Origin of the sequence: Ornithinimicrobium murale (assembly GCF_003352835.1) — a bacterium.
Lineage (GTDB): Bacteria > Actinomycetota > Actinomycetes > Actinomycetales > Dermatophilaceae > Ornithinicoccus > Ornithinicoccus muralis.
The window spans coordinates 172,504-193,375 of the sequence record NZ_QLVD01000023.1; the positions used below are offsets into that span (position 1 = coordinate 172,504).

Sequence of the window (20,872 nt, forward strand, 5' to 3'; positions counted from 1 at the left end):
ATGACTGATCAGGCACCCGAGGAACTGACGGCGGAGCAGCGCGCCTACGTCGAGGAGCTCGCCGGCGTCCTCACGGCCTCGGGCATCCAGCGCATGCCATCGCGTGTCTACGCGGCGATCCTGGTCAACGAGAGCGGCAGTATGACGTCAGCCGAGTTGGCCGCGACCCTCCAGGTGAGCGCGGCGGCAGTCTCGACGGCCGTGCGCTGGCTCACCCAGGTGGGGCTGGTCTCCCGGCGCACCATGCCGGGGTCCCGACGCGAGCAGTACGTCGTCGACGGCGACTCGCTCATCCAGTTGATCGCCCACGACACCAGCGCACTGAACTCCTGGAGCACGGGCTTTGAGCGCGGCCTGCAGGTCGTCCAGCCAGGCGGTGCCGCCGCTCATCGGCTGACCGAGCTCCGGGAGTTCTTCGTCTTCCTGCTCGAGGAGATGGATGGCGTCATGCGGCGCTGGGAGGAGCGGAAAGCTCAGTCCAGGCCGAGCCGTTCGGCCAGGAACCGGTAGGCGAGCGCCTGCATGTGCGCGAGCTGCTCGTTGGTCGCCGCGCCACCGTGGCCGCCCTCGATGTTCTCGTAGTAGGTCACGTCCTTGCCGGCGGCGAGCATCCTGGCCGCCATCTTGCGGGCGTGCGCCGGGTGCACCCGGTCGTCCCGGGTCGAGGTGGTAAACAGCACCGGCGGGTAGTCCCGCTCCGCATCGAACAGGTGGTAGGGGCTGAACGTGGCGATGAACTCCCACTCGTCCGGCTCGTCCGGGTCTCCGTACTCCGCCATCCAGGACGCCCCCGCCAGCAGGTGCGAGTAACGCTGCATGTCCAGCAACGGCACCTGGATCACGACAGCACCGAACAGCTCCGGATACTGCGTGAGCATGTTGCCGGTGAGCAGTCCGCCATTCGAACCGCCCTGCACCCCAAGCCTTTCCGGCACGGTGACACCCGAGTCGACCAGGTGGCGCGCGACAGCCGCGAGGTCCTCGTAGGCGCGATGCCGGTTGGCCTTCAGCGCGGCCTGGTGCCAGGTCGGGCCGTACTCGCCACCACCGCGGATGTTGGCCAGGGCGTAGGCCCCGCCGCGCTCCAGCCACGCGGCCCCCAGACCACCGGAGTAGGTCGGGGTGAGGGAGACCTCGAAGCCGCCATAGGCATACAGCAGGGTCGGGGTGCTGCCGTCAACCGGCAGGTCCGCCCGGTGCACCAGGAAGTACGGCACCCGGGTCCCGTCCGCAGACGTCACGAACCGCTGCTCGGCGACCAGCCCCTCGGCGTCGAAGAAGACCGGCATCGACTTCAGCGGCTCCAGCACGAGCTCGGGGTCAGCGCCGGAGTCGGAGAGGTCAGCGAGGTCGGCGATCGCGAGGGTCGTCGGGGTGAGGAAGTCGGTCGTGTAGACCCACACCGCATCGGACTGCACCCGGTCGACCGCGGCGACCACCGTCGTGCCGACCTCCGGCACCCCCGGGAACGGTGTGCTGGCGAAGGTGCCGTCCGCACCCGGCGTGAGCACCTCGAGCCGGTTGGTCACGTCGTCCAGGACGTTGAGCACCACGTGGTGCCGCGTCCAGGTGTGCCCGGCCAGGGACCTGGTCGGTGACGGGGCGAACAGCACCTGCAGCTCGCGGGAGCCGGCCAGGAAGTCAGCCAGCCGTATGCCGAGGAGCGAGCCCGCGGCATACCTCACCTCTCCCGGGGTCCAGTCATCCCGCAGTTCGACGGTGAGCCACTCCCGCACGATCCCGGCCTGCGCGGAGTCCGGGAGGTCGAGGCGCACCAGGTCGCCGCCGGGGTCCAGGAGGTGGACCTCGTTGGTGTAGAAGGTCAGGGCGCGGTAGATGACGTCGCGCTCGTGACCCGGCGTCTGGTCGTGGTGCGCGCCCACCGCGATGTCCTCGGCCGCCCCTTCGAAGACGAGCTCAGCCGCCTCGAGCGGGTTCCCCCGGCGCCACCGGCGGGCGGTCCGGGGGTAGCCGCTGTCGGTCATGCTCCCCGGTCCGGTGTCGGTCATCAGGAAGAGCGTGTCCTGGTCGATCCAGGACACGCTGCCCTTGGACTCCGGTCGGTGGAACCCGCCCTCGACGAACTCCTTCGCGTGCAGGTCGAACTCCCGGGAGACGTCGGCGTCGGCGCCGCCACGGGACAGGTCGACCATCGCCAGCCGGTGGTCCTCGGTCTCGCTGTCGCGAGTGCGGCGCAGGACGGTGGCGCCGTGCCAGACCCAGTTCTCCTGCTCGACCTCGTTCAACGCGTCAAGGTCGAGGACGGTCTCCCAGTCGGGCTGCTCGGTGCGGTAGGACTCCAGGCTGGTGCGCCGCCAGATGCCCCGCTCGTGCTCCGCGTCCTTCCAGAAGTTGTAGTAGTGCTCCCCGATCCGCGTGACGTCCGGGATCTTGGCGTCCGAGTCGAGCATCGCCCGGATCCGGTCGCGGGTGGCCGCGAACTCGAGCGTGCCCGCGATCCGGGCCGCCTCCCCCGCGTTGCGCTCGCGGACCCAGTCCAGCTGCGCCTCCCCCTCCACCTCCTCGAGCCAGGCGTGCTCATCGGTGCGGGAGACCTCGGTGCCGTCCTGGTCGACGGTGTCCGGGTCCACGGTCTGCTGCTGTTGCCGATTCACCCCGCCAGCGTAGGCGACCGGCTCACGGCGTCACGGGCCGTGCACGCCAGCCGACCGCCCTTCCTGCCGACGGTCACCGCGATCGTCGGGCCACGAAGGAGAGTCGGCTGCGGCCGCTTGAATGCGTGCCCCTGCACACAAAACCGCGGCCACGACTGAGCGGTGCCATCGGGGTCCTGCGTGACGCGAAGTAGTCCTCGAAGGTGGCGGCGAACCCGCTGGTCATGGGTCTGATCATGGCAGGACCAGCGCTCCCCTGGCTCGCAGCAGGTGGCGGGTCGGCACCAGCGTGGCGACAGCAGCGGTCGCCGTGACCACGAGGACGATGGCCGCGACCACCCACAGGGGTCCCTGCGGCCACGGCGTGCCGAGGAACCCCAGGGCCACTAGGCTCATGGGCACCAGGGAGATGACCAGGCCCGCGGCGGTTGCCCCGAGGGCGATCAGGCCGGTCTCGGCCGCGACCATGGCCCATAACTGTCCGTGGGTCGCCCCCAGGGACTCGAGCAGCTGCCACTCGCGCCGACGACGCAAGGTGGTGGCCACCAACCGGTTGGCGACCCCGAGCAGCAGGTAGCCGAAGAGCACCACGGACGCCCCGAGGCTGATCCACACCGTGGGATCCTGGGTGGCCGTGCCCGCCCGGGCGAGCGGATCGCTCGTCTCGAGGCCGGGGTGGCTTGCGACGAGCGCGCTCAGGTCGCGCTCCACGGCGCCCGGGTCCTCCCCCCGGACCAGGACGGAGTCGACGGGTCCGGCCGCGGCCGGCACGAGATCACGCGAGGCGACGACCGTGCCGAACCCGAAGCCGTGGCGGTAGGTCGCCACCACGGTGGGCTCCACGCGCGTGCCGTCGGCGAGCGCGAGCGGCAGGGTGTCCCCCACCTGTATGCCGTGTGGCCAGCCGAGGCTGGTAGCCACCGCCACCGTGTCACCCGCCAGATCAGTCAGCGTGCCATCGACGACGCCGAGATCGAGCACCTCGTCGGCGCCGGGACCGACCGCCAGGATCTGCTCGGGCTCGGCACCGGTGAGAGCCTGCGTGCCGTCGCTGGTGGTGCGCACGCCGCTGGTCCGCAGCACCGGAACCGCCGCCGACACCGATGGCAGGCGCGCAATCTCCTCGACGAGCCCCTCGGGCACGCCACCGACCGGGTCGGCCGTGACCTGGGCGGTCGCGATCGTGCTCGCTCGGGCCTCGTGGGCCGCGACCGACGAGAGCGTGGTCGTCGTGAAGACCTGAGTCACGGTGAGCCCGACCGCCACGGCGAGGACGGCCAGGGCTCCTCCGGTCCGCACGGCAAAGCTCCCGCTGTTGCGCACGGCGAGCCACCCACTGACGCTGCGCTGCCGTGGGGCGAGCCACCCGGCACCTCGACGCACGACCGCTGGCGCGGCCAGGACGACGCCGATGCCGGCCAGGAGCGCGCCCGATGCGGCTCCGATGATGGCCGCCTCGGTGCGGGTGACCAGCGGTGCTAGCGCCGTCCCCAGCGCCAGCACCAGCAGGACGGCACCGGCCCGTGTGCGGAGCGGACCTCCGGCCCGCGGCTCGGACTGCGTCTCGATGACCGCCGTGGTGGCTGGCAGTGTGGACACCCGCCACGAGGCGGCCCGGGCCGCCACCTGCATGACGCCCCACAGCAGCAGCACCGTCGCCAGCGCAGGCCACGGGCTCCAGCTGACCTCCTGGCCGATGACCAGGATCCCCAGACCCACCAGCGCGTCCTGGGACCACCAGGCCAGCCCATAGCCTGCGGCCACTCCCGTCGCCGAGGAGGCCAGAACGACGGTGCTCGCGTGCCGCGCCAGCAGGGACCGAACCTGGGCCGGAGTGGCGCCGACCGCCCGCAACAGGGCCAGTTCCCGCGCCCTGTTGGCGGCCAGGACCGAGACCGCGCCGCCGGTGATGAAACCGACCAGGAGCACCACCACCCCGCCCGCGGAGAGCACGAGGAGCACAAGCATCCCGGCGGTGACCGCGGCCGCTGGGCGCTCGGCCGAGCCGAGATCTGCTCCGGAGCTGACCACCAGTTCCGGGCCGACCGCCTGCTGCACCCGGTCGGCAACCACGGCTGGGTCGCTCCCGGGTTCGGTCGAGGCCGTGATCAGGTCCACTGTGTCCGCGGCCAGCGGCGACAGCGTTCGGGCCAGGTCATCACTGACCAAGATCGTGCCGGGCACCCCACTGGCTGCCCCCGAGTTGTCGGTCGTCCCGGCCCGGTCGACCACTCCGGACAGATGCATCGTGCGTGGCTCTCCCCCGAGGGCCACCTCCACCCGTTCGCCGACGGACACCCCGGCGGCTGCTGCCGTCATCTCATCGAGCACCACGTCGTGGGCACCGCGCGGCGCCTGTCCCACCAGGTCGATCTCCCCCAGCAACGAGTCCCAGCCGTGTCCGGCCCTGCGCGGGTCAGGAGCGGGCTGGAAGCCACCGGCACCGTCGCTGACGGCGGCCGGGAAGCTCACATCGCCCGCCGCGGCGGTGACGCCGGGCACGTTGGCGACCTCCCGGATCAGGTGTGTCGGCACGCCGACGTGCTCGGGTAGGGCGATGTCGAGGTCCTCTGCGCGAGGGACACTCTGCTCGCCGCCGACCACCAGGTCAATCGACCCGAGACGTTGCGGCGGCACCGGTGAGCGCAGACCGGTCTCCAGGAGCACCAGGCAGAGGCTGGCCAGGACCGAGCCGATCAGAACGGCCGTCACGATGGCCAGCACCTCGCTGGCGCGGTGCGGCAGGCGGTGCCTCATCGGTGCGCACCCACCGTGTGAGGCTCAGGCGGACGTCGCTGATCAGCCAGGACCTCGACGTCGGGTGCGCGCAGCACCTCACGGATCCGCCCGTCGGCCATCACCACGGTGTCGTGCGCGGAGGCAGCCGCGACGGGGTCATGAGTGACCATCACCACGGTCTGGCCGTAGTCGCTGACCATCTCGCGCAACAGCCCAAGCACGCCCTGGCCCGTGGCCAGGTCGAGGGCACCGGTGGGCTCATCGGCAAAGACCACGGCGGGTCGGGGCGCCAGGGCTCGCGCGATGGCCACCCGCTGCTGCTGGCCCCCCGAGAGCTCGCCCGGCAGCCGGCGCAGCAGGTCGACCAGCCCCGTCCGCTCGACCAGCGTGCCGACCCAGGCGCGGTCCAGGTTCGCACCGGCCAGTCGCAGGGGGAGGGTGATGTTCTCCTCGATGGTCAGCGAGGGCACCAGGTTGTAGGCCTGGAAGACGAACCCGACGCGGTCTCGGCGGAAGCGGGTGCGGGGCGTCTCCCGGAGCCGGCTCACCTCCGTCCCGCCGATCCAGACCGAGCCACTGCTGGGCACGTCGAGCCCAGCAGCGACGTGCAGCAGGGTGCTCTTGCCGGAGCCCGAACGGCCCATCACGGCGAGGAAGGCCCCGCGGGGCACGGACAGCGAGACCCCGTCCAGTGCGCGGACCTCGCCGCCGCGCCGGAACACCTTGCTCACCGAGTCCAGTCGCACCGCGACGTCCGGGCCCCTGTCGGCCTGCTGGACAGGCGCCCGCAGGGTTGGCCCGGTGCTCATGGCTGCCTCCGCCCGAGATAGCGGGCCACGAGCAACCCGATGCAGCCCAGCGCGGCGACACCGAAGGCCAGGGAGGGCAGCAGGTTGCCCGGGCTGGCCACCGAGAACACGGCATTCAGTGCGGCGCACAGGGCCAGCGCGACCCAGAGGAGAGTGGTGCCACGGTCTCCGGCGGCACCCGGTGTCCTGGTGGCGGATGGCAGGGTGGTGCCACGGTCTCCGGCGACACCCGGTGTCCTGGTGGCAGATGGCAGGTTGCCGCCGTGGTGGTGCGGGGCGTCGGTGAGGCGGTACGGGTCGTTCACGAGTGACTCCTGGTCCGTGCGGATGGCGTGCTCTCCACGCTAGGAACCGTGATCACCCGAAACCATCCTGCGAGCTACCCGATCGAGGGTGCAGCAGGCGCTACCTTCTGCATCCCAGGGGTGGGTGACGTGGACGCTGGCGTGCCCCACGGCATACGTTGGGCTGGCCCAGCCACCACCGCAGCCGAGGAGGAGCCGTGTCGACCGGTGCCCTCCCGCGCCCCGGGCTCCTAGCGATCCTTCGGTCCTGGGTGGTCGCAGCCGCGGTGGCAACCCAGTGGCTGGTGCTCGGCCTGGGCACGGCCCTGCTCGCCCTGCTGACCGTCGTGGTCCTGCTCCTGGTCGCGGCCCTGTGCCTGATCGGCCTCGGGCTGCTGCTGGTCGGCCCGGCGCTGCGCCTGCTGCGCTGGGTGGCAGACCTGGAACGGCGTCGGCTGACGGCGATGGGGCACGCGACGGTCTCGCCCTATGGCCCCCTCCCGCGGGGCTGGGGGCAGGTGCTGCGCGACGTCCGGTCCGAGGTCAGCACTCGGCGGGACCTGGGGTGGCTCCTCCTCCACGCCACGGTGGGGCTCCTCCTTGGCCTGCTGCCGCTGGAGATGCTCTCCAACGCGCTGCAGGAGCTCAGCACCCCGTTGTGGTGGCAGCTGGCGCCGGGCCAGGCCACCGTCCTCGGCGGGTTCGTGGCCGTGGACACGTGGGGCGCGGCCCGATGGGGCGTGGTCACCGGCATCGTCTGGGCCCTGCTCTGGCTGCTCCTGACCCCGCAGCTGGCGCGTGGCCAGGCGGCACCCGGGCGGCGCCTGCTCGTCCCACACCCCGACCAGGACCTGACCGCCCTCGTCGCCCGGCTCGGCGCGACCCGGGCTGCCGCGCTCGATGCCCACGCGGTGGAGCTGCGCCGCATCGAGCGCGCTCTGCATGACGGCACCCAGAACCGGTTGGTCGCCGTCACCGTGCTGGCGGGGGCGGCCCGCCAGGCGCTGGCGCGGGACCCTGCGAGCGCCGAGCCCCTCCTGGAGCGGGTGCAGGACGGCGCGGAGCTCGCCCTGGCCGAGCTGCGCTCGGTGGTGCGCAGTATCCTGCCCCCGGCTCTCGAGGCCGACGGACTGCCCGGTGCCCTGGCCGCCCTGGCCGCCCAGTGCGCGGTGCCGACGCGCGTCGACGTCACGGTGCCGACCCGGCTCCCCGTGTCGATCGAGGCGGTCGCCTACTACGCCGTGGCCGAGGCCCTCACCAATGTCACGCGGCACAGCACGGCACGCGACGCAATCGTCACGGTGCAGCAGCGCGGTGACCACCTGTGGGTCGAGGTCGCCGACGACGGCGTCGGAGGAGCCACCGTCGGGCAGGGGTCCGGCCTCACCGGCATCCGCGACCGGGTGGAGGCCCACGACGGCACGCTCGAGGTGCACAGTCCGGCCGGCGGTCCGACACTGCTGCGGGTGGTGCTCCCATGCGGATAGTGGTCGCCGAGGACGACGCCCTGCTCCGGGAAGGGCTGGTCCTGTTGTTGGGCGGCGAGGGCCTGGACGTCGTAGCGGCCGTCGGGGACGGGGCAACCTTCCTCGACGCCGTCACCGAGCACCGGCCCCAGGTGGCCATCGTGGACGTCCGGATGCCGCCCACCCACACCGACGAGGGCATCCGCGCCGCTGTGGCGGCCCGACGGGACCAGCCGGACCTCGCGGTGCTCGTGCTCTCCGCCCACGTCGAGCAGGGCTTCGCCACCGACCTGCTCGTCGGCAGCGCCCGGGGCCTCGGTTATCTGCTCAAGGAACGCGTGGGACGGGTCGCGACCTTCCTGGAGGCCCTGCGCCGGGTGGCGGGCGGGGGCACCGCGATCGACCCGGAGGTGGTGGCCCAGCTGTTCGCGCGGCGACGGGCAGCCGACCACCTGGCGGCCTTGACCCACCGCGAGCGCGAGGTGCTGGGCCTGATGGCCGAGGGTCTGGGCAACGCCGCGATCTCCCAGCGGCTGTGGATCACCGACCACGCGGTGCACAAGCACATCCGCAACATCTTTGCCAAGCTCGACCTGCCGGTCGGAGCGGACAGCGACCGCCGGGTTGCGGCGGTTCTGCGCCACCTCGAGGCGACCAGCGGGGCGACCTGACCGCCGGCCCGCCAAGGGTTTGCCCGCCGCCGCGGGGACCCGTGCGCCCGGCACGGTGATAATCGGTGGTCAGCGTCCTGCGAACGACCGTACTCTTGACCAAGCCATGCAAGACTTTCCGCCCGAGATCCGGGCCTACTCAGCACGCGACGACGCCGCGCCGGACACCCGCAGCCCGAGGCACTTCCTCTGGTGGATGATCCGGCTCGAGGGCACGCTCGCGCTGGCCGGCGTGGGCATCGCCCTGGTGTGGATGCTCCCCCAGGTGCTCGGTCCCTGGCTGGTGGGCCGGGCCATCGACGACGGCATCGTCGGCGGTGACTCCGGCGCCTTCCTTCAGTGGGCGCTGATCCTGCTGGTCATCACCGTCGTGGGTGGCCTGAGCGGCACGGTCTACCACACGGTGATCGTGCGCGAGTGGCTCGTGGCGCTCTACGGCACCACCAAGCTGGTCACCCGCAAGACACTGCAGCTCGGCCATATCCTGCCGCGCCGCACCCCCACCGGCGAGGTGCTCTCGGTGTCGGGCAGCGACAGCGACCAGTTCGGTGGGTTCATCGAGATCGTCACCCGGGCACTGTCCGAGTTCGTCGCCTTCCTGTGCGTGGCCGTCATCGTCCTCACCATCAGCCCCACGATGGGCGGGCTGGTGCTGCTCTCCGCTCCGTTGCTGGTTGTCTGCGGCATGCCACTGCTGCGCCCGATGCAGCGCTGGCAGGGCATCGAGCGGTCCCGCAACTCCGAGCTGACCTCGCAGGCCACCGACATCGTCGGCGGCCTGCGGATCCTGCGCGGGATCGGTGGTGAGGGCACCTTCGGCGGCAACTACGCCCGGCAGTCCCAGCGGGTCCGCCAGTCCGGCGTCTCCGCAGGAGCGTGGCAGGCCGCCGTCGAGGCGGTCGGCGTGCTACTCAGCGGCACCTTCGTGGTCGCCCTCATGTGGGTCGGTGTCCGCGAGGTCGTGGCTGGCCAGCTCAGCGTGGGCCAGCTCATCAGCATCCTGGGCTATGGCCTGTTCCTGATCCAGCCGATGCGCACCTTTGTGGAGTTCGCGCAAAAGATGACCCGCTCGGTGGTGTCGGCGCGCAAGGCCATCGCCGTGCTGGAGCAGCGGCCGCCGTGGGTGCCACCAGCCGCTCCGCGGGAGCTGCCGCACGATGCACCGATCACGGACGACGCCTCGGGCCTGGTGATCACGCCGGGCCTGCTGACGATGGTCGTGTCTGGGGTGCCCGACGACTCCGCGGCGCTGGCCGACCGTCTTGGCCGCTACCTGCCCGAGGAGCAGGACGCCCGGATCGGCCTGGAGCTGCCCGAGGACCTCAAGGGTCGAGCAGCCCGGCGGGAGCGCGCCCGGCGCGTCATCGCCCGCGCCGAGCAGGCCGTCCGCGACGAGGAGCGCGCCCGTCAGGCCTGGGGCGTGCGCGTCGGCGACGTCGACCTCGGGGACGTGGAACTGGACGAGGTGCGCTCCCGCATCCTGGTCAGCGACACGAGCCCGCACCTGTTCGCCGGCACCCTGCGCTCGGCGATCGACCCGCACGGTCGGCTCGACCGGGGGGCCGCCGAGGCAGCGCTGTGGGCCGCCTCCGCCGACGACGTCTTCGACGCCGTCCCGGGCGGCTGGGCCGGAGAGCTCGACGAGCGCGGCCGCGGGCTCTCCGGCGGGCAGCGCCAGCGGCTGGTCCTGATGCGGGCGCTGGCCGCCGACCCGGAGGTCCTGGTCCTCGTCGAGCCGACCTCGGCCGTGGACGCCCACACCGAGGCCCGGATCGCTGAGCGCCTCGGGACCGTCCGGGAGGGTCGCACCACCGTGGTGATGACTGCCTCCCCGCTGCTGCTGCACCACGCCGATGAGGTCGTCCTCCTGCAGGACGGGCTGGTGACCGCCCGCGGGACGCACGCCGACCTGCTCGCCGACCGCTCGGCATACCGGGCCGTTGTGGTCCGGGGCGAGGAGGCGGCCACGATCGACCCGGCCGAGCGCGACGACACCCGCCCCGACACCCACCACACGAAGACCCGACCCGCCCCCCAGGAGGTGCTGTGAGCACACTGCAGACTCCCCTGCTGCCACCCGAGCTGGCGGCTGAGTCGGCGCGCACCTGGGACGCGGCCGAGCAGCACGGACCCGCCATCCCCGAGGAGCTCGTGCCGCCGACGACGGCGACCATGTCCGAGCGTGTTGCCGCGCTGCGCCGTCGGCACCTGCTGCGCGAGCGTCGGGCCGCGGAGTTCGTCGCCGACACGATGAGCTCGACCAAGGGGCTGCCGATCGCGGCGCCCCGGCAGGTCATCCGGTTCATCGGCCGGCTCCTGGGTGAGCGACGCCTCTGGGTGGTCGCTGTGGTCCTGGGCAACGCACTGGCCGCGGTGGCCGGACTGCTCGTGCCCTGGTGGCTGGGCCGGTTGGTCGACAGCACCGTGGCCGACGTCGAGGCCGGTCGCACGAGTGCGGCACTGGCCACGGCCGACTCGGTCGCTCTGATCGTGGCTGGCATCGTCGTGCTGCAGGCGTTGCTGACCCTGGCCGCCAAGAGCGCCTCCGCCGTGCTTGGCCAGGGGATCCTCGCGTCCGCGCGGGAGTTCGTGGTGCGTGCGATCCTGCGCCTGCCGCTGTCCCGGGTGGAGAGCGCCAGCTCCGGTGACCTGGTCACCCGCGTCACCCGTGACGTCGGGACGATGAGCGAGACGGTGCGCTGGGCACTGCCGCAGGTCATCGTGGCCGGCACCACCGTGATCGCGACCCTGGCGGCGATGATCGTCAACAGCTGGCTGCTGGCCGTGCCGTCACTCGCCCTGTTGGCGATCTCGCTGCTGCAGGTGCGCCGCTATCTCAAGCGGGCGCCCAACGGCTACCTGACCGAGGGCGGGACCTACTCGCGCATCAACACCCACCTCACCGAGACCGTCGAGGGAGCCCGGACGGTCGAGGCACTGGAGATCGGCGGCCGGCGCAAGCGCATCGGCGACGACGACATCGAGGTGTCCGCCCAGGCGGAGCGCTACGGCATCACGTTGCGCAACCTGTTGTTCCTGATCATGGACCTGGCCTTCAGCCTGCCGCGGGTCCTGGTGCTGACGGTGGGCGCCGTGGGCTACTCCCAGGAATGGGTCACCATCGGGCAGATCACCACCGCCGTCCTCTACACCGAGGCGCTGTGGGGCCCCTTCGACATGCTCGTGCACACCCTGGACAACGTGCAGGTCGGTGTCGCCTCCACGACCCGCCTGCTGGGCATCGCCACCGTTCCTCCGGACCGGGACGAGGGCCAGGACGAGCCGGCTGACGCCACGCTGACCGGCGCGGACCTGCGCTATGCCTACCGGCCCGGCCATGACGTGCTGCACGGCATCGACCTGGACCTGCGGCCGGGGGAACGTCTCGCCATCGTGGGCCCCAGCGGCTCGGGCAAGTCGACCCTGGGCCGGCTGTTGGCCGGCATCCACCGTCCCCGCACGGGCTCGGTCACCGTCGGTGGTGTCGAGCTGACCTCGCTCCCCCTCGACCAGTTGCGCCGCGAGGTGGCGCTGGTCACGCAGGAGCACCACGTCTTCATCGGCACCATGCGCGACAACATCGTGTTGGCCCGCGAGGGCTCCACCGATGCTGCGGTGGAGGCGGCCCTGCGCGCCGTCGGCGCCTGGGACTGGGTGCAACGGCTCCCGGGCGGACTGGATGCACGGATCGGCTCCGGCTCGCAGGAGCTGACGCCGGGCCAGGCCCAGCAGGTGGCGCTGGCCCGCCTGATCCTGGCCGACCCGCACACCATCGTGCTGGATGAGGCAACCTCGCTGATCGACCCGCACACGGCCCGCACCCTGGAGGGGTCGATGAACGCCCTGCTCTCCGAGCGGACTGTCGTGGCGATCGCGCACCGGCTCCACACCGCCCACGACGCCGACCGGATCGCGGTCGTCATCGACGGACGGGTCGCCGAGCTCGGCAGCCACGACGAGCTGGTCGCCCTGGACGGTGAGTACGCCGCGCTCTGGCGGGCCTGGACGACCTGAGGCGGGGTGGGCGAAGGGCGACCGGACGCGCGGCGTGGCGTCCCCCCAGGACGACCGGGCGCACGGCAGCACGACAGGGAACTTACGCTGAGCCCATGAGTTCCCTGCAGCAGACCTTGCTCGAGCCCACCCGCCGCCCCACCGTGGTGAAGGCCCTGGTCGACGTGGTTGACGCCGAGGTGGCCAGCAAGTCCGGCATCGGCGGCCGCATCATCAAGACGGGATATGCGGCAGTGACCAGGGTCTCCGAGGGGTTCGTGGCCAAGGCAGTCAACGCGTTGTTGCCCGGATTTGCCACTGCCCTGGATCCGTTCTGGCAGGAGCGGGGGGATCGGCCCTTCGCCGACGTGCTGGTCGCGCGGGACCACGAGGCCGCAGAGGCCCTGCTCGCCGTCACCGACCGCGAGGTGGGCGGCACCAGGAACAGCGTCGTCAAGAAGGTCTACGGCTCGCTGCGCGGGAAGGCCAAGGACAATGTGGTCGCGGCTCTCCCGCGGGTCGGTGCCACGATCGAGAGCCAGGCGAACTGACACCTGAGGCGGCCCCTCACACCGGATCGTGGAGCATGACGTGCACGTCCGGCCCTTCATCACCCACCACGGAGGTCAGCCACAGAGGCCGGACCGTCGTCACGTCACGCCAGCCGGAGCGCAGGTAGAGCTGGCGGGCGGCCCCATGGTGCGGCAGCACCTCCAGACACGGCATGCGACCGGCATCCCGGATGCCCTGGACCGCCCCCTCGAGCAGCAGGCGCCCCGCTCCCGACCCGCGGGCTCGCTCGGCCGTGAACAGGGCCGAGACCCAGGCGAGGCGTTCGGTCGCGACACCGGCGGCACCAGCACACGCCTGGTTGACCGTGTCGCTCCCGCTGAGGGGCCCGACCCAGCAGACGTGACCGATCACGTCACTTTCCTGCTGCGCCACGAGGGCACCCAGGGCGTCCTCGGCGTGGAGGAACTCCTCGGTCGAGACCGGCAGTGGCTTCCGGAACGGATAGCGGGTGCGCGGTTGCTGCTCCAGCAGGTCCACGCCCAGGCCCAGCAGATCGTCCGGGTGGCGAGAGCGGAGGGTGATGGTCACCGCACCATCATTCCGCGTCCCGGGCTCCTCGCTCTCAGTCGGTGCGGCGACGCAGGGTCAGCGTCCCCAGGGCGAGCACGACGACCGCAATGCCGACCACGATGAGCAGGTCGGTCCAGGTGCCGTCCGCCACGTGCCCGTCCGCACCGGCCTGGACTCCCTGCATCGCCTCGATGGCATAGGTCAACGGCAGGAAGTCGGAGATCGCCTGCGCGGCGCCCGGCATGGTCTCCCGCGGCACGAACAGCCCACACAGCAGCAGCTGCGGGAAGACCAGTGCCGGCATGAACTGCACGGCCTGGAACTCGGTGCGCGCGAAGGCCGACACGGCCAGGCCGAGCGCCGTGCCGAGAAAGGAGTCGGCCAGCGCCACGAGCAGCAGGGCCCAGACCGGACCGCCGACCTCCATGCCGAGTGGCCCAACGCCCAGCCCGATCACCAGCGCCGCCTGCACCAGGCAGACGGAGAGCAGGGCCAGGGCGTAGCCGAGCAGGATGTCGGCGCGGCCCGTGGGCATGGCCAGCATCCGTTCCAACGTGCCGGCGGTGCGCTCGCGCAGCATGGTGACCGACGTGACGATGAACATGACGGTGAACGGCATGAACGCGATCAGGGCCGGACCGAAGGTGTCGATGATGTTGCCACCGGCCACCTCGGAGAAGACCCACCACAACAACAGGAGCACCAGGCAGGGCACGAACAGGAGCAGCGCGATGGTGCGCGGGTCACGACGGAGCTGACGGATCACCCGGCGGGCCACCGCGAGCGTGATGCGTGGACTCATGCGGCGGCCTCGTCGATCAGGGCCAGGAAGGCCCCCTCGACCGACCCCGCACCGGTGCGTTCGAGCAGTTCGCTGGGTGTCCCGGCAGCCAGCACCCGCCCCTCGCGCAGCAGCGCGATGCGGTCACAGCGCTCGGCCTCGTCCATCACGTGGGTGGACACGAGCACCCCGGCCCCGCCGGCGGCCAGATCGGCGAAGGTGGCCCACAGGGAGCGGCGCAGCACCGGGTCCAGGCCGACCGTCGGCTCGTCGAGCACCAACAGCGATGGGTCACCGAGCAGAGCAGTGGCCAGGGACACCCGCGACTGCTGGCCCCCGGACATCGTGCCCACCACCTGGTCACCCGCCTCCGCGAGGTCCACGGTCGCCAGCACCTGCCTGACCTGATCGGCACCCACGCCGTGGATGGCGGCAAAGAACTCCAGGTTCTCCCGGGCCGTCAGGTCGCTGTAGATCGCCCCCACCTGCGTCACATAACCGACCCGCCCGCGCACCCCAGGACTCCCGGCCTGCTGCCCCAGGACGCGCAGCGTTCCCTCCACACCGCTCTGGACCCCCACGATCGCTCGCATCAGCGTCGACTTGCCGCCCCCGGACGGCCCGACGATCCCGACCAGCTCCCCGGCACCGACGGTGAGGTCCAGGCCGTGCAGGACCTCGCGCCCGCCACGCGTGACCCGCAGGTCTGCCACCTCAACGACCGGCTCCACCACGGCCCTCCTTCCGGGTCGACATCCCTGTGGACACGGCACGCGGCATCCCACGGGCGCCACCGGACCACGCTAGACCCACCGCACCAGGACCGCGAGTCAGTGGCTGGCGGGTTCCCCGCTGGTGGACCGCGCCTGCCAGGTGCAGAGGCAGACCTCGTTGCCGTCCGCGTCGGCCAGCACCCAGAACGCGGGGGCACGACCGTCCGAGACCAGGCGGCCTCCAGCGGCCAGAGCCGCGGCGACCCGCTGCTCGGCGACATCGTGGGGCAGCGTCAGGTCGAAGTGGATCCGGTTGCGGTCGGTGCGCGGCGGATCCATGTCCTGGAACCAGAGGTCCGGGAGGTGGCCGGCAAGATCCCGCAGGTCGCCACGCCCGTCCGCCTCGTAGCCGAGGACCGCCGTCCAGAACGGGCGGATGGCCGCGGCGTCGACCGTGTCGATGCCGATCTCCAGCGTGGCCAGACGGCCCGGGCGCGCCGCAGTGCCCGCGTCGTCCGCCACGGCACTGACGGCCCGGGCCAGGTCCAGGTCCTGCTGGGTCAGGCCGTCCACCGCCTCGGTGCGCGTGCGGACCACGATGTGGTCCGGACGCAGGTCCACCTCCGGATGGTGGTGCATCCGGTCCCCGGCCGCGGTGATCGCGACCGCGAGGGCGGCGCCCTCCGCCGGGCTGCCGATGTCGAACCGGGCGACGAGCTCACCGAGCAGATAGCGCCAGTCGCCCAGCCCCTCGGCATGCGTCGCGTCGTAGGGCGTCACCTCGTCGTGAACGGTCATGCTGCCAGCGTCCCACGGAGCACCGCGGTCAGGCGAGGGTCCGCGGATCGCCCCAGCGCACCGGCACCCCGTGGGGCGGTGCCTCACCCAGCAGTCGCTCCGTGCCGCCCGGCCAGGTGGTGGCCGCGACGAGGAAGCGGTGTGGCCCGCCCGGCTCCAGGCGCCGGGGCTCGAACGCCAGGTGCGTCAGTGTCCGCTCCGGATCCGCCTCGGCGCCGAGCGCGGCGAGCCGGTCGAGCATGCGCTCCTGCTCCTCGGCCGGCACGTACTGCCACATCACCGAGTGCCACACCACCGTGTGGTGACTCTCCCGCAGCTCCAGCCGGTCCAGGAAGTCCCCACCGCCCGCACGCTCCAGCCTCACCTCGTGCTCCTGGGCCAGGGACAGGGCGCCACGCAGCCGGCTCAGCCGGTGCGTCTGGTCGGGCCACACACAGCTCAACAGGTCGAGGGCACCGTCCTGCGAGCGCGGGTCGATGGGGGCGAGGTCGCAGCCCAGGCGCTCGACCACCTCAACGGCAGTCGGTATGCCGAGGGGCCGGCTCTCCCAGGCCGGGTCCAGCACCACCGTGGTCGGCCTGGCATCGGGGTCCGCGTCCGCCACACCGTCCGCCATGCCGTCAGCCACACCGTCCGCCACACCGTCCGCCATGCCGTCAGCCACACCGTCCGCCGGGCCGTCCACCGGGGCTCCTCCCGCTGCCGGCCAGCCTCCACCCTCAGCGACCCGGTAGGTGAAGTGATCGGCCAGGAGGTTCAGCCCGGCCGATGCGCCGATCTCCAGGAGCCGCACCGGCAGGTCGGGGTGCTGGGCCCGGCTCAGAACCTGCAGCAGACCCCCGAACAGTGCGGCTGAGCGTCCCACCTCGTTGGTCTGGGGCGGGGACCCGAGCCGCTCCCGGATGTCCTGCCCGAGCTCCTCCAGCACGCCGCGCAGCGCGGGCCACGCCGCCGCCGCGGAGCCGTCCCCTCCGACGCTCGCGTAGTGCGCCGCCAGGGCCGGAGCACCTCCGGTCAGCACGAGACGGTGCACGGCCGCCATCAGGCGCAGCGCCAGGGCGGAGGGGCCGGGGTCGTCCTCGTGTCCGGCCAGCACGGTGGCGGTCGGCCCGCCACGGGACAGGTCCTGCGCCACCTGCTCCAGCAGGTGGCCATAGAACGGCGAGCCGAGCGCCCGGCAGGCCACTGCCTGCTGACCGATCAGCTCGACCTGACGTCCCCAGCCCGTGCGGGCGCTGCTGCTCATGGCGCCCAGCCTGCCAGGTGTGTCCCTCGGCCGGTCAGGTGTCCCTCGGCCGGTCAGGCCGAGGTGACCGCCGTCAGCTCGTCCAGCAGCACCTGCTTGATCAGGACGCTGGCCCAGTCCAGGATCTCCTTGTCCCGCAGCACCTTGCCGCCGATCCGCGCGGTCTTGGGCACTGGCACCAGGACAGTGCGGGTGGCCGCCTTGAGGATGGTGCCTGGGAACAACCGGTTGAGCCGCAGCTGCTGGCTCTCGCGCAGCTCCACCGGGCCGAACCGGATGGTCGAGCCCTGGACCGAGATGTCGCTGATGCCGGCGCGGCGCGCCAGTGTGCGCAACCGGGCCACCTCGAGGAGGGTCTGCACCGGCTCCGGCGGGGGGCCGTAGCGGTCGACCAGCTCGGCCTCGATCTCGGCCAGCTCCGCCTCGTCGGTGACCCGGGCCAACTTGGTGTAGGCCTCCAGGCGCAACCGCTCGCCGGGGATGTACTCGTGGGGAAGGTGCGCATCAACCGGCAGCTCGATCTTGATCTCGGCCGGTGTCTCGTCCTTCTCTCCCTTGAAGCCAGCGACCGCCTCACCGACCAGCCGGATGTAGAGGTCGAAGCCCACCCCGTTGATGTGGCCGGACTGCTCGCCTCCGAGCAGGTTGCCGGCGCCGCGGATCTCCAGGTCCTTCATCGCCACGGCCATGCCCGCGCCCAGGTCGGTGTTGGCGGCGATGGTCTGCAGCCGGTCGACCGCGGTCTCGGTCAGGGGCTTCTCCGGCGGGTAGAGGAAGTAGGCGTAGGCCCGCTCGCGGCCCCGGCCGACGCGGCCGCGCAGCTGGTGCAGCTGGGACAGGCCGAACTGGTCGGCGCGATCCACGATGAGGGTGTTGGCGTTGGAGATGTCCAGACCGGTCTCCACGATCGTGGTGCAGACCATCACGTCGAAGGCACCCTCCCAGAAGTCGACGACGACCTGCTCGAGCTGGTGCTCCCCCATCTGGCCGTGGGCGGTGGCGACCCGGGCCTCCGGGACGAGGTCGCGGATCCGGGCGGCGACCTTCTCGATCGAGGTCACCTTGTTGTGCACGAAGAAGACCTGACCGTCGCGCAGCAGCTCGCGCCGGATCGCCGCGGCGATCTGCTTCTCGTCATAGCCACCGACGAAGGTCAGCACCGGGTGCCGCTCCTCCGGTGGCGTGGCCAGCGTCGACATCTCGCGGATGCCGGTGACCGCCATCTCCAGCGTGCGCGGGATCGGTGTCGCGGACATGGCCAGCACGTCGACGTTGGTGCGCAGCGCCTTGAGCTGCTCCTTGTGCTCGACGCCGAAGCGCTGCTCCTCATCGATCACGACCAGCCCCAGGTCCTTGAAGGTGACCGAGGTCGACAACAACCGGTGGGTGCCGATGACCAGGTCGACGCTGCCGTCGGCCATGCCCTTGATGACCTCCCGGGCCTCCCGGTCGGACTGGAACCGGGACAGCGCCCGGACCACGACGGGATACTGGGCATAGCGCTCGGTGAACGTCTGGAAGTGCTGCTGCACCAGCAGCGTGGTCGGCACCAGCACCGCGACCTGCTTGCCGTCCTGGATCGCCTTGAAGGCCGCCCGGACCGCGATCTCGGTCTTGCCGTAGCCGACGTCGCCACTGATCAGCCGGTCCATCGGGACCGGCTTCTCCATGTCGGCCTTGACCTCCTCGATGCTGGAGAGCTGGTCGGTCGTCTCCACGAACGCAAAGGCGTCCTCGAGCTCCCGCTGCCAGGGGGTGTCTGGCCCGAAGGCATGTCCCTGCGTCGCCATGCGGGCGCTGTAGAGCCGGATCAGCTCCGCGGCGATCTGCCGGACGTACTTGCGGGCGCGGGACTTGGTCTTCTGCCAGTCGGCGCCCCCCAGCCGGTTCAGCGTCGGGGACTCACCCCCGACGTACTTGGTGATCTGGTCGAGCTGGTCGGTCGGCACATAGAGCCGGTCGGCCGGTTGCCCCCGCTTGGCGGAGGCGTACTCCAGCACGAGGTACTCCCGCACGGCGCCCTGGACCTGCCGCTGGGCCATCTCGACGAACTTGCCCACGCCGTGCTGCTCGTGGACCACGTAGTCACCCGGCCGCAGCTGCAGGGGATCGACCTGCGCCCGCCGGCGCGACGGCATACGGCGCATGTCCTTGGTCGAGCCCCCGGTGCCGACCGACCCGGTCAGGTCGGTCTCACCGACCACCACCAGACGGGCGCCGGGCAGCACGAAGCCGCGGCCCACCGACCCCGTGGTGACCTGCACGACATCGGACTCGAGCCGCTCCAGGCCCGGGACCAGCCGGTGCGGGACGTCCTGCTCGGCGAGCACCTCGCTGACCCGCCGGGCCAGACCCGGTCCCTCCAGGGAGAGCACGACCTGCTGCCCGTCAGCGAGCCAGCCGCGCAGGGCCGTCGCGATCGCCCCGGCGTCACTGCGGAAGGCCTCGACGCCGCTGGACTCGACGGTGATCTGCCGCGCGACCGGCTCGTCCGCGGTGTCCTCGGTGAACTCCTCCAGCTCCTGGTCGCCGGCGAAGGAGGTCATCGTCCACCAGCCCCGGCCCAGCTCCAGCGCCCGCGCCCGCAGGTCACCCAGTGACCAGTAGGAGGCCGTGCCGAGCACGTCCTGCAGGTCGACCGGCACGGCATTGCCGGCCACGGCGTTTGCCCAGCTCGCCCCGAGGAACTCCAGGCTGGTCTGCACCAGGTCGTGCGCGCGGGTCCGGATCCGTTCCGGGTCGAGCAGGACCAGGCGGGTCGAGTCCGCGAGGACGTCCGGCAGCGTCTCCATGGAGTCCACCAGGACCGGGGTCAACGACTCCATGCCCTCCACCGCGATGCCCTCGGCCACCTTGCCCAGCAGGTCCGCGACCCCCGGCAGCTGATCGGCGAGCTCGGCGGCCCGCTCCCGGACCTGGTCGGTGAGCAGCAGCTCGCGGCACGGCGGCGCCCACAGGCCCCCCTCGGCGATCTCCAGCGACCGCTGGTCGGCGACCTTGAACCAGCGAACCTCCTCGACGGTGTCTCCCCAGAACTCCACCCGCAGGGGGTGCTCCTCGGTGGGCGGGAAGACGTCCAGGATGCCGCCGCGCACGGAGAACTCACCGCGTCGCTCGACCAGGTCGGTGCGCACGTAGGCCGCCGCGGAGAGGGCCTCCACGACCTCCTCGAAGACGTGGGTCTCCCCCGCCTGCAGCTGCACGGGCACCAGCTCGCCCAGACCGGCCACGAACGGTTGCAGCAGCGCCCGGGCCGAGGCCACCACGACCTGCAGGGGACCGTATGCCGAGGCACCGGCGCTCTCCCCGCTCACCTCCGGGTGGGCCAGGCGGCGCAGGACCGCCAGGCGCTGACCGACCGTGTCCGAGCGGGGGCTGAGCCGCTCGTGCGGCAGCGTCTCCCAGCTCGGGAAGGTGGCGACCTGTTCCCGGGGCAGGAACTCCGCGAGGGCCGCGGCGAGGTCGTCGGCCTCCCGGCCCGTCGCGGTGACCACCAGCAGCGGTGACCTCCCGGCCAGCGCGGCCACCAGGGCAGGGCGCGCCCCGGCCGTGACCGCGACGTCGACCAGGGGCTCCCGGTCGTCGGCTGCGGCCAGGACGGCCGCCGCACCGGGATCGGTGATCAGGCCGGCTAGCACTGGGGTGAGACTCACGAGGGGCCCTCTCTCGGCATA

16 protein-coding genes are annotated in these 20,872 nt (G+C 72.0%); 6 read left to right on the plus strand and 10 right to left on the minus strand.

Going from position 1 to position 20,872, the window contains the following annotated elements; genetic code table 11:
- Entirely contained in the window at positions 1–510 is a 510-nt protein-coding gene (locus DPQ65_RS10145) for a GbsR/MarR family transcriptional regulator (protein ID WP_114907221.1), read from the plus strand.
- Here DPQ65_RS10145 and DPQ65_RS10150 read toward each other — a convergent pair.
- The 4 genes from DPQ65_RS10150 to DPQ65_RS10165 all read right to left on the minus strand — a co-directional run bounded on the left by DPQ65_RS10150 (position 474) and on the right by DPQ65_RS10165 (position 6,468).
- Entirely contained in the window at positions 474–2,615 is a 2,142-nt protein-coding gene (locus DPQ65_RS10150; RefSeq protein WP_114907222.1) for a prolyl oligopeptidase family serine peptidase, read from the minus strand. The genes DPQ65_RS10145 and DPQ65_RS10150 overlap by 37 nt on opposite strands.
- A gap of 234 nt (positions 2,616–2,849) precedes the next feature.
- Entirely contained in the window at positions 2,850–5,372 is a 2,523-nt protein-coding gene (locus DPQ65_RS10155) for an FtsX-like permease family protein (protein ID WP_114907223.1), read from the minus strand.
- Positions 5,369–6,163, minus strand: coding sequence for an ABC transporter ATP-binding protein (locus DPQ65_RS10160; RefSeq protein WP_114907224.1), 795 nt, complete (start codon positions 6,161–6,163; stop codon positions 5,369–5,371). Before DPQ65_RS10160 ends, DPQ65_RS10155 begins: the two co-directional genes overlap by 4 nt.
- Positions 6,160–6,468: a hypothetical protein gene (locus tag DPQ65_RS10165; protein ID WP_114907225.1), complete on the minus strand. Its 309-nt coding sequence runs from the start codon at positions 6,466–6,468 to the stop codon at positions 6,160–6,162. Before DPQ65_RS10165 ends, DPQ65_RS10160 begins: the two co-directional genes overlap by 4 nt.
- Before the next feature lie 197 nt (positions 6,469–6,665).
- Between DPQ65_RS10165 and DPQ65_RS16325 the strand changes: the two genes are divergently transcribed.
- From DPQ65_RS16325 to DPQ65_RS10190, 5 genes are all read left to right on the plus strand, one after another.
- Positions 6,666–7,934, plus strand: coding sequence for a sensor histidine kinase (locus tag DPQ65_RS16325; RefSeq protein WP_202863080.1), 1,269 nt, complete (start codon positions 6,666–6,668; stop codon positions 7,932–7,934).
- A complete protein-coding gene (locus DPQ65_RS10175) occupies positions 7,925–8,584 on the plus strand; it encodes a response regulator (RefSeq protein ID WP_114907226.1) in 660 nt (219 codons plus the stop codon). Before DPQ65_RS16325 ends, DPQ65_RS10175 begins: the two co-directional genes overlap by 10 nt.
- A gap of 106 nt (positions 8,585–8,690) precedes the next feature.
- On the plus strand, positions 8,691–10,634 hold the full coding sequence (locus tag DPQ65_RS10180; RefSeq protein ID WP_114907227.1) for an ABC transporter transmembrane domain-containing protein: 1,944 nt from the start codon (positions 8,691–8,693) through the stop codon (positions 10,632–10,634).
- Positions 10,635–10,834: 200 nt separating this feature from the next.
- Positions 10,835–12,598: an ABC transporter ATP-binding protein gene (locus DPQ65_RS10185; protein ID WP_420330090.1), complete on the plus strand. Its 1,764-nt coding sequence runs from the start codon at positions 10,835–10,837 to the stop codon at positions 12,596–12,598.
- Positions 12,599–12,693: 95 nt separating this feature from the next.
- Complete coding sequence (locus DPQ65_RS10190; protein ID WP_114907229.1) at positions 12,694–13,128, plus strand: DUF6918 family protein; 435 nt, start codon at positions 12,694–12,696, stop codon at positions 13,126–13,128.
- 16 nt (positions 13,129–13,144) lie between these two features.
- Here DPQ65_RS10190 and DPQ65_RS10195 read toward each other — a convergent pair whose 3' ends face one another.
- The 6 genes from DPQ65_RS10195 to mfd form a co-directional block, all read right to left on the minus strand.
- On the minus strand, positions 13,145–13,678 hold the full coding sequence (locus tag DPQ65_RS10195; protein ID WP_114907230.1) for a GNAT family N-acetyltransferase: 534 nt from the start codon (positions 13,676–13,678) through the stop codon (positions 13,145–13,147).
- A gap of 34 nt (positions 13,679–13,712) precedes the next feature.
- On the minus strand, positions 13,713–14,462 hold the full coding sequence (locus DPQ65_RS10200) for an ABC transporter permease (protein ID WP_114907231.1): 750 nt from the start codon (positions 14,460–14,462) through the stop codon (positions 13,713–13,715).
- Positions 14,459–15,172: an ABC transporter ATP-binding protein gene (locus DPQ65_RS10205; protein WP_337589683.1), complete on the minus strand. Its 714-nt coding sequence runs from the start codon at positions 15,170–15,172 to the stop codon at positions 14,459–14,461. Before DPQ65_RS10205 ends, DPQ65_RS10200 begins: the two co-directional genes overlap by 4 nt.
- 99 nt (positions 15,173–15,271) lie before the next feature.
- Positions 15,272–15,952, minus strand: a complete 681-nt coding sequence (locus tag DPQ65_RS10210) for a VOC family protein (RefSeq protein ID WP_114907233.1) — start codon at positions 15,950–15,952, stop codon at positions 15,272–15,274.
- Positions 15,953–15,980: 28 nt separating this feature from the next.
- Complete coding sequence (locus tag DPQ65_RS10215; protein ID WP_114907234.1) at positions 15,981–17,198, minus strand: DUF2332 domain-containing protein; 1,218 nt, start codon at positions 17,196–17,198, stop codon at positions 15,981–15,983.
- 53 nt (positions 17,199–17,251) lie between these two features.
- Positions 17,252–20,851: a transcription-repair coupling factor gene (gene mfd / locus DPQ65_RS10220; protein ID WP_238146779.1), complete on the minus strand. Its 3,600-nt coding sequence runs from the start codon at positions 20,849–20,851 to the stop codon at positions 17,252–17,254.
- Positions 20,852–20,872: the final 21 nt, after the last annotated feature.

Bases quoted from the DNA above. Each gene is read 5' to 3' on its own strand.
- DPQ65_RS10145 (WP_114907221.1), top strand. From the start codon at position 1: ATGACTGATCAGGCACCCGAGGAACTGACGGCGGAGCAGCGCGCCTAC.
- DPQ65_RS10155 (WP_114907223.1), bottom strand. From the start codon at position 5,372: ATGAGGCACCGCCTGCCGCACCGCGCCAGCGAGGTGCTGGCCATCGTG.
- DPQ65_RS10160 (WP_114907224.1), bottom strand. From the start codon at position 6,163: ATGAGCACCGGGCCAACCCTGCGGGCGCCTGTCCAGCAGGCCGACAGG.
- DPQ65_RS10175 (WP_114907226.1), top strand. From the start codon at position 7,925: ATGCGGATAGTGGTCGCCGAGGACGACGCCCTGCTCCGGGAAGGGCTG.
- DPQ65_RS10180 (WP_114907227.1), top strand. From the start codon at position 8,691: ATGCAAGACTTTCCGCCCGAGATCCGGGCCTACTCAGCACGCGACGAC.
- DPQ65_RS10185 (WP_420330090.1), top strand. From the start codon at position 10,835: ATGAGCTCGACCAAGGGGCTGCCGATCGCGGCGCCCCGGCAGGTCATC.
- DPQ65_RS10190 (WP_114907229.1), top strand. From the start codon at position 12,694: ATGAGTTCCCTGCAGCAGACCTTGCTCGAGCCCACCCGCCGCCCCACC.
- DPQ65_RS10200 (WP_114907231.1), bottom strand. From the start codon at position 14,462: ATGAGTCCACGCATCACGCTCGCGGTGGCCCGCCGGGTGATCCGTCAG.
- DPQ65_RS10210 (WP_114907233.1), bottom strand. From the start codon at position 15,952: ATGACCGTTCACGACGAGGTGACGCCCTACGACGCGACGCATGCCGAG.
- DPQ65_RS10215 (WP_114907234.1), bottom strand. From the start codon at position 17,198: ATGAGCAGCAGCGCCCGCACGGGCTGGGGACGTCAGGTCGAGCTGATC.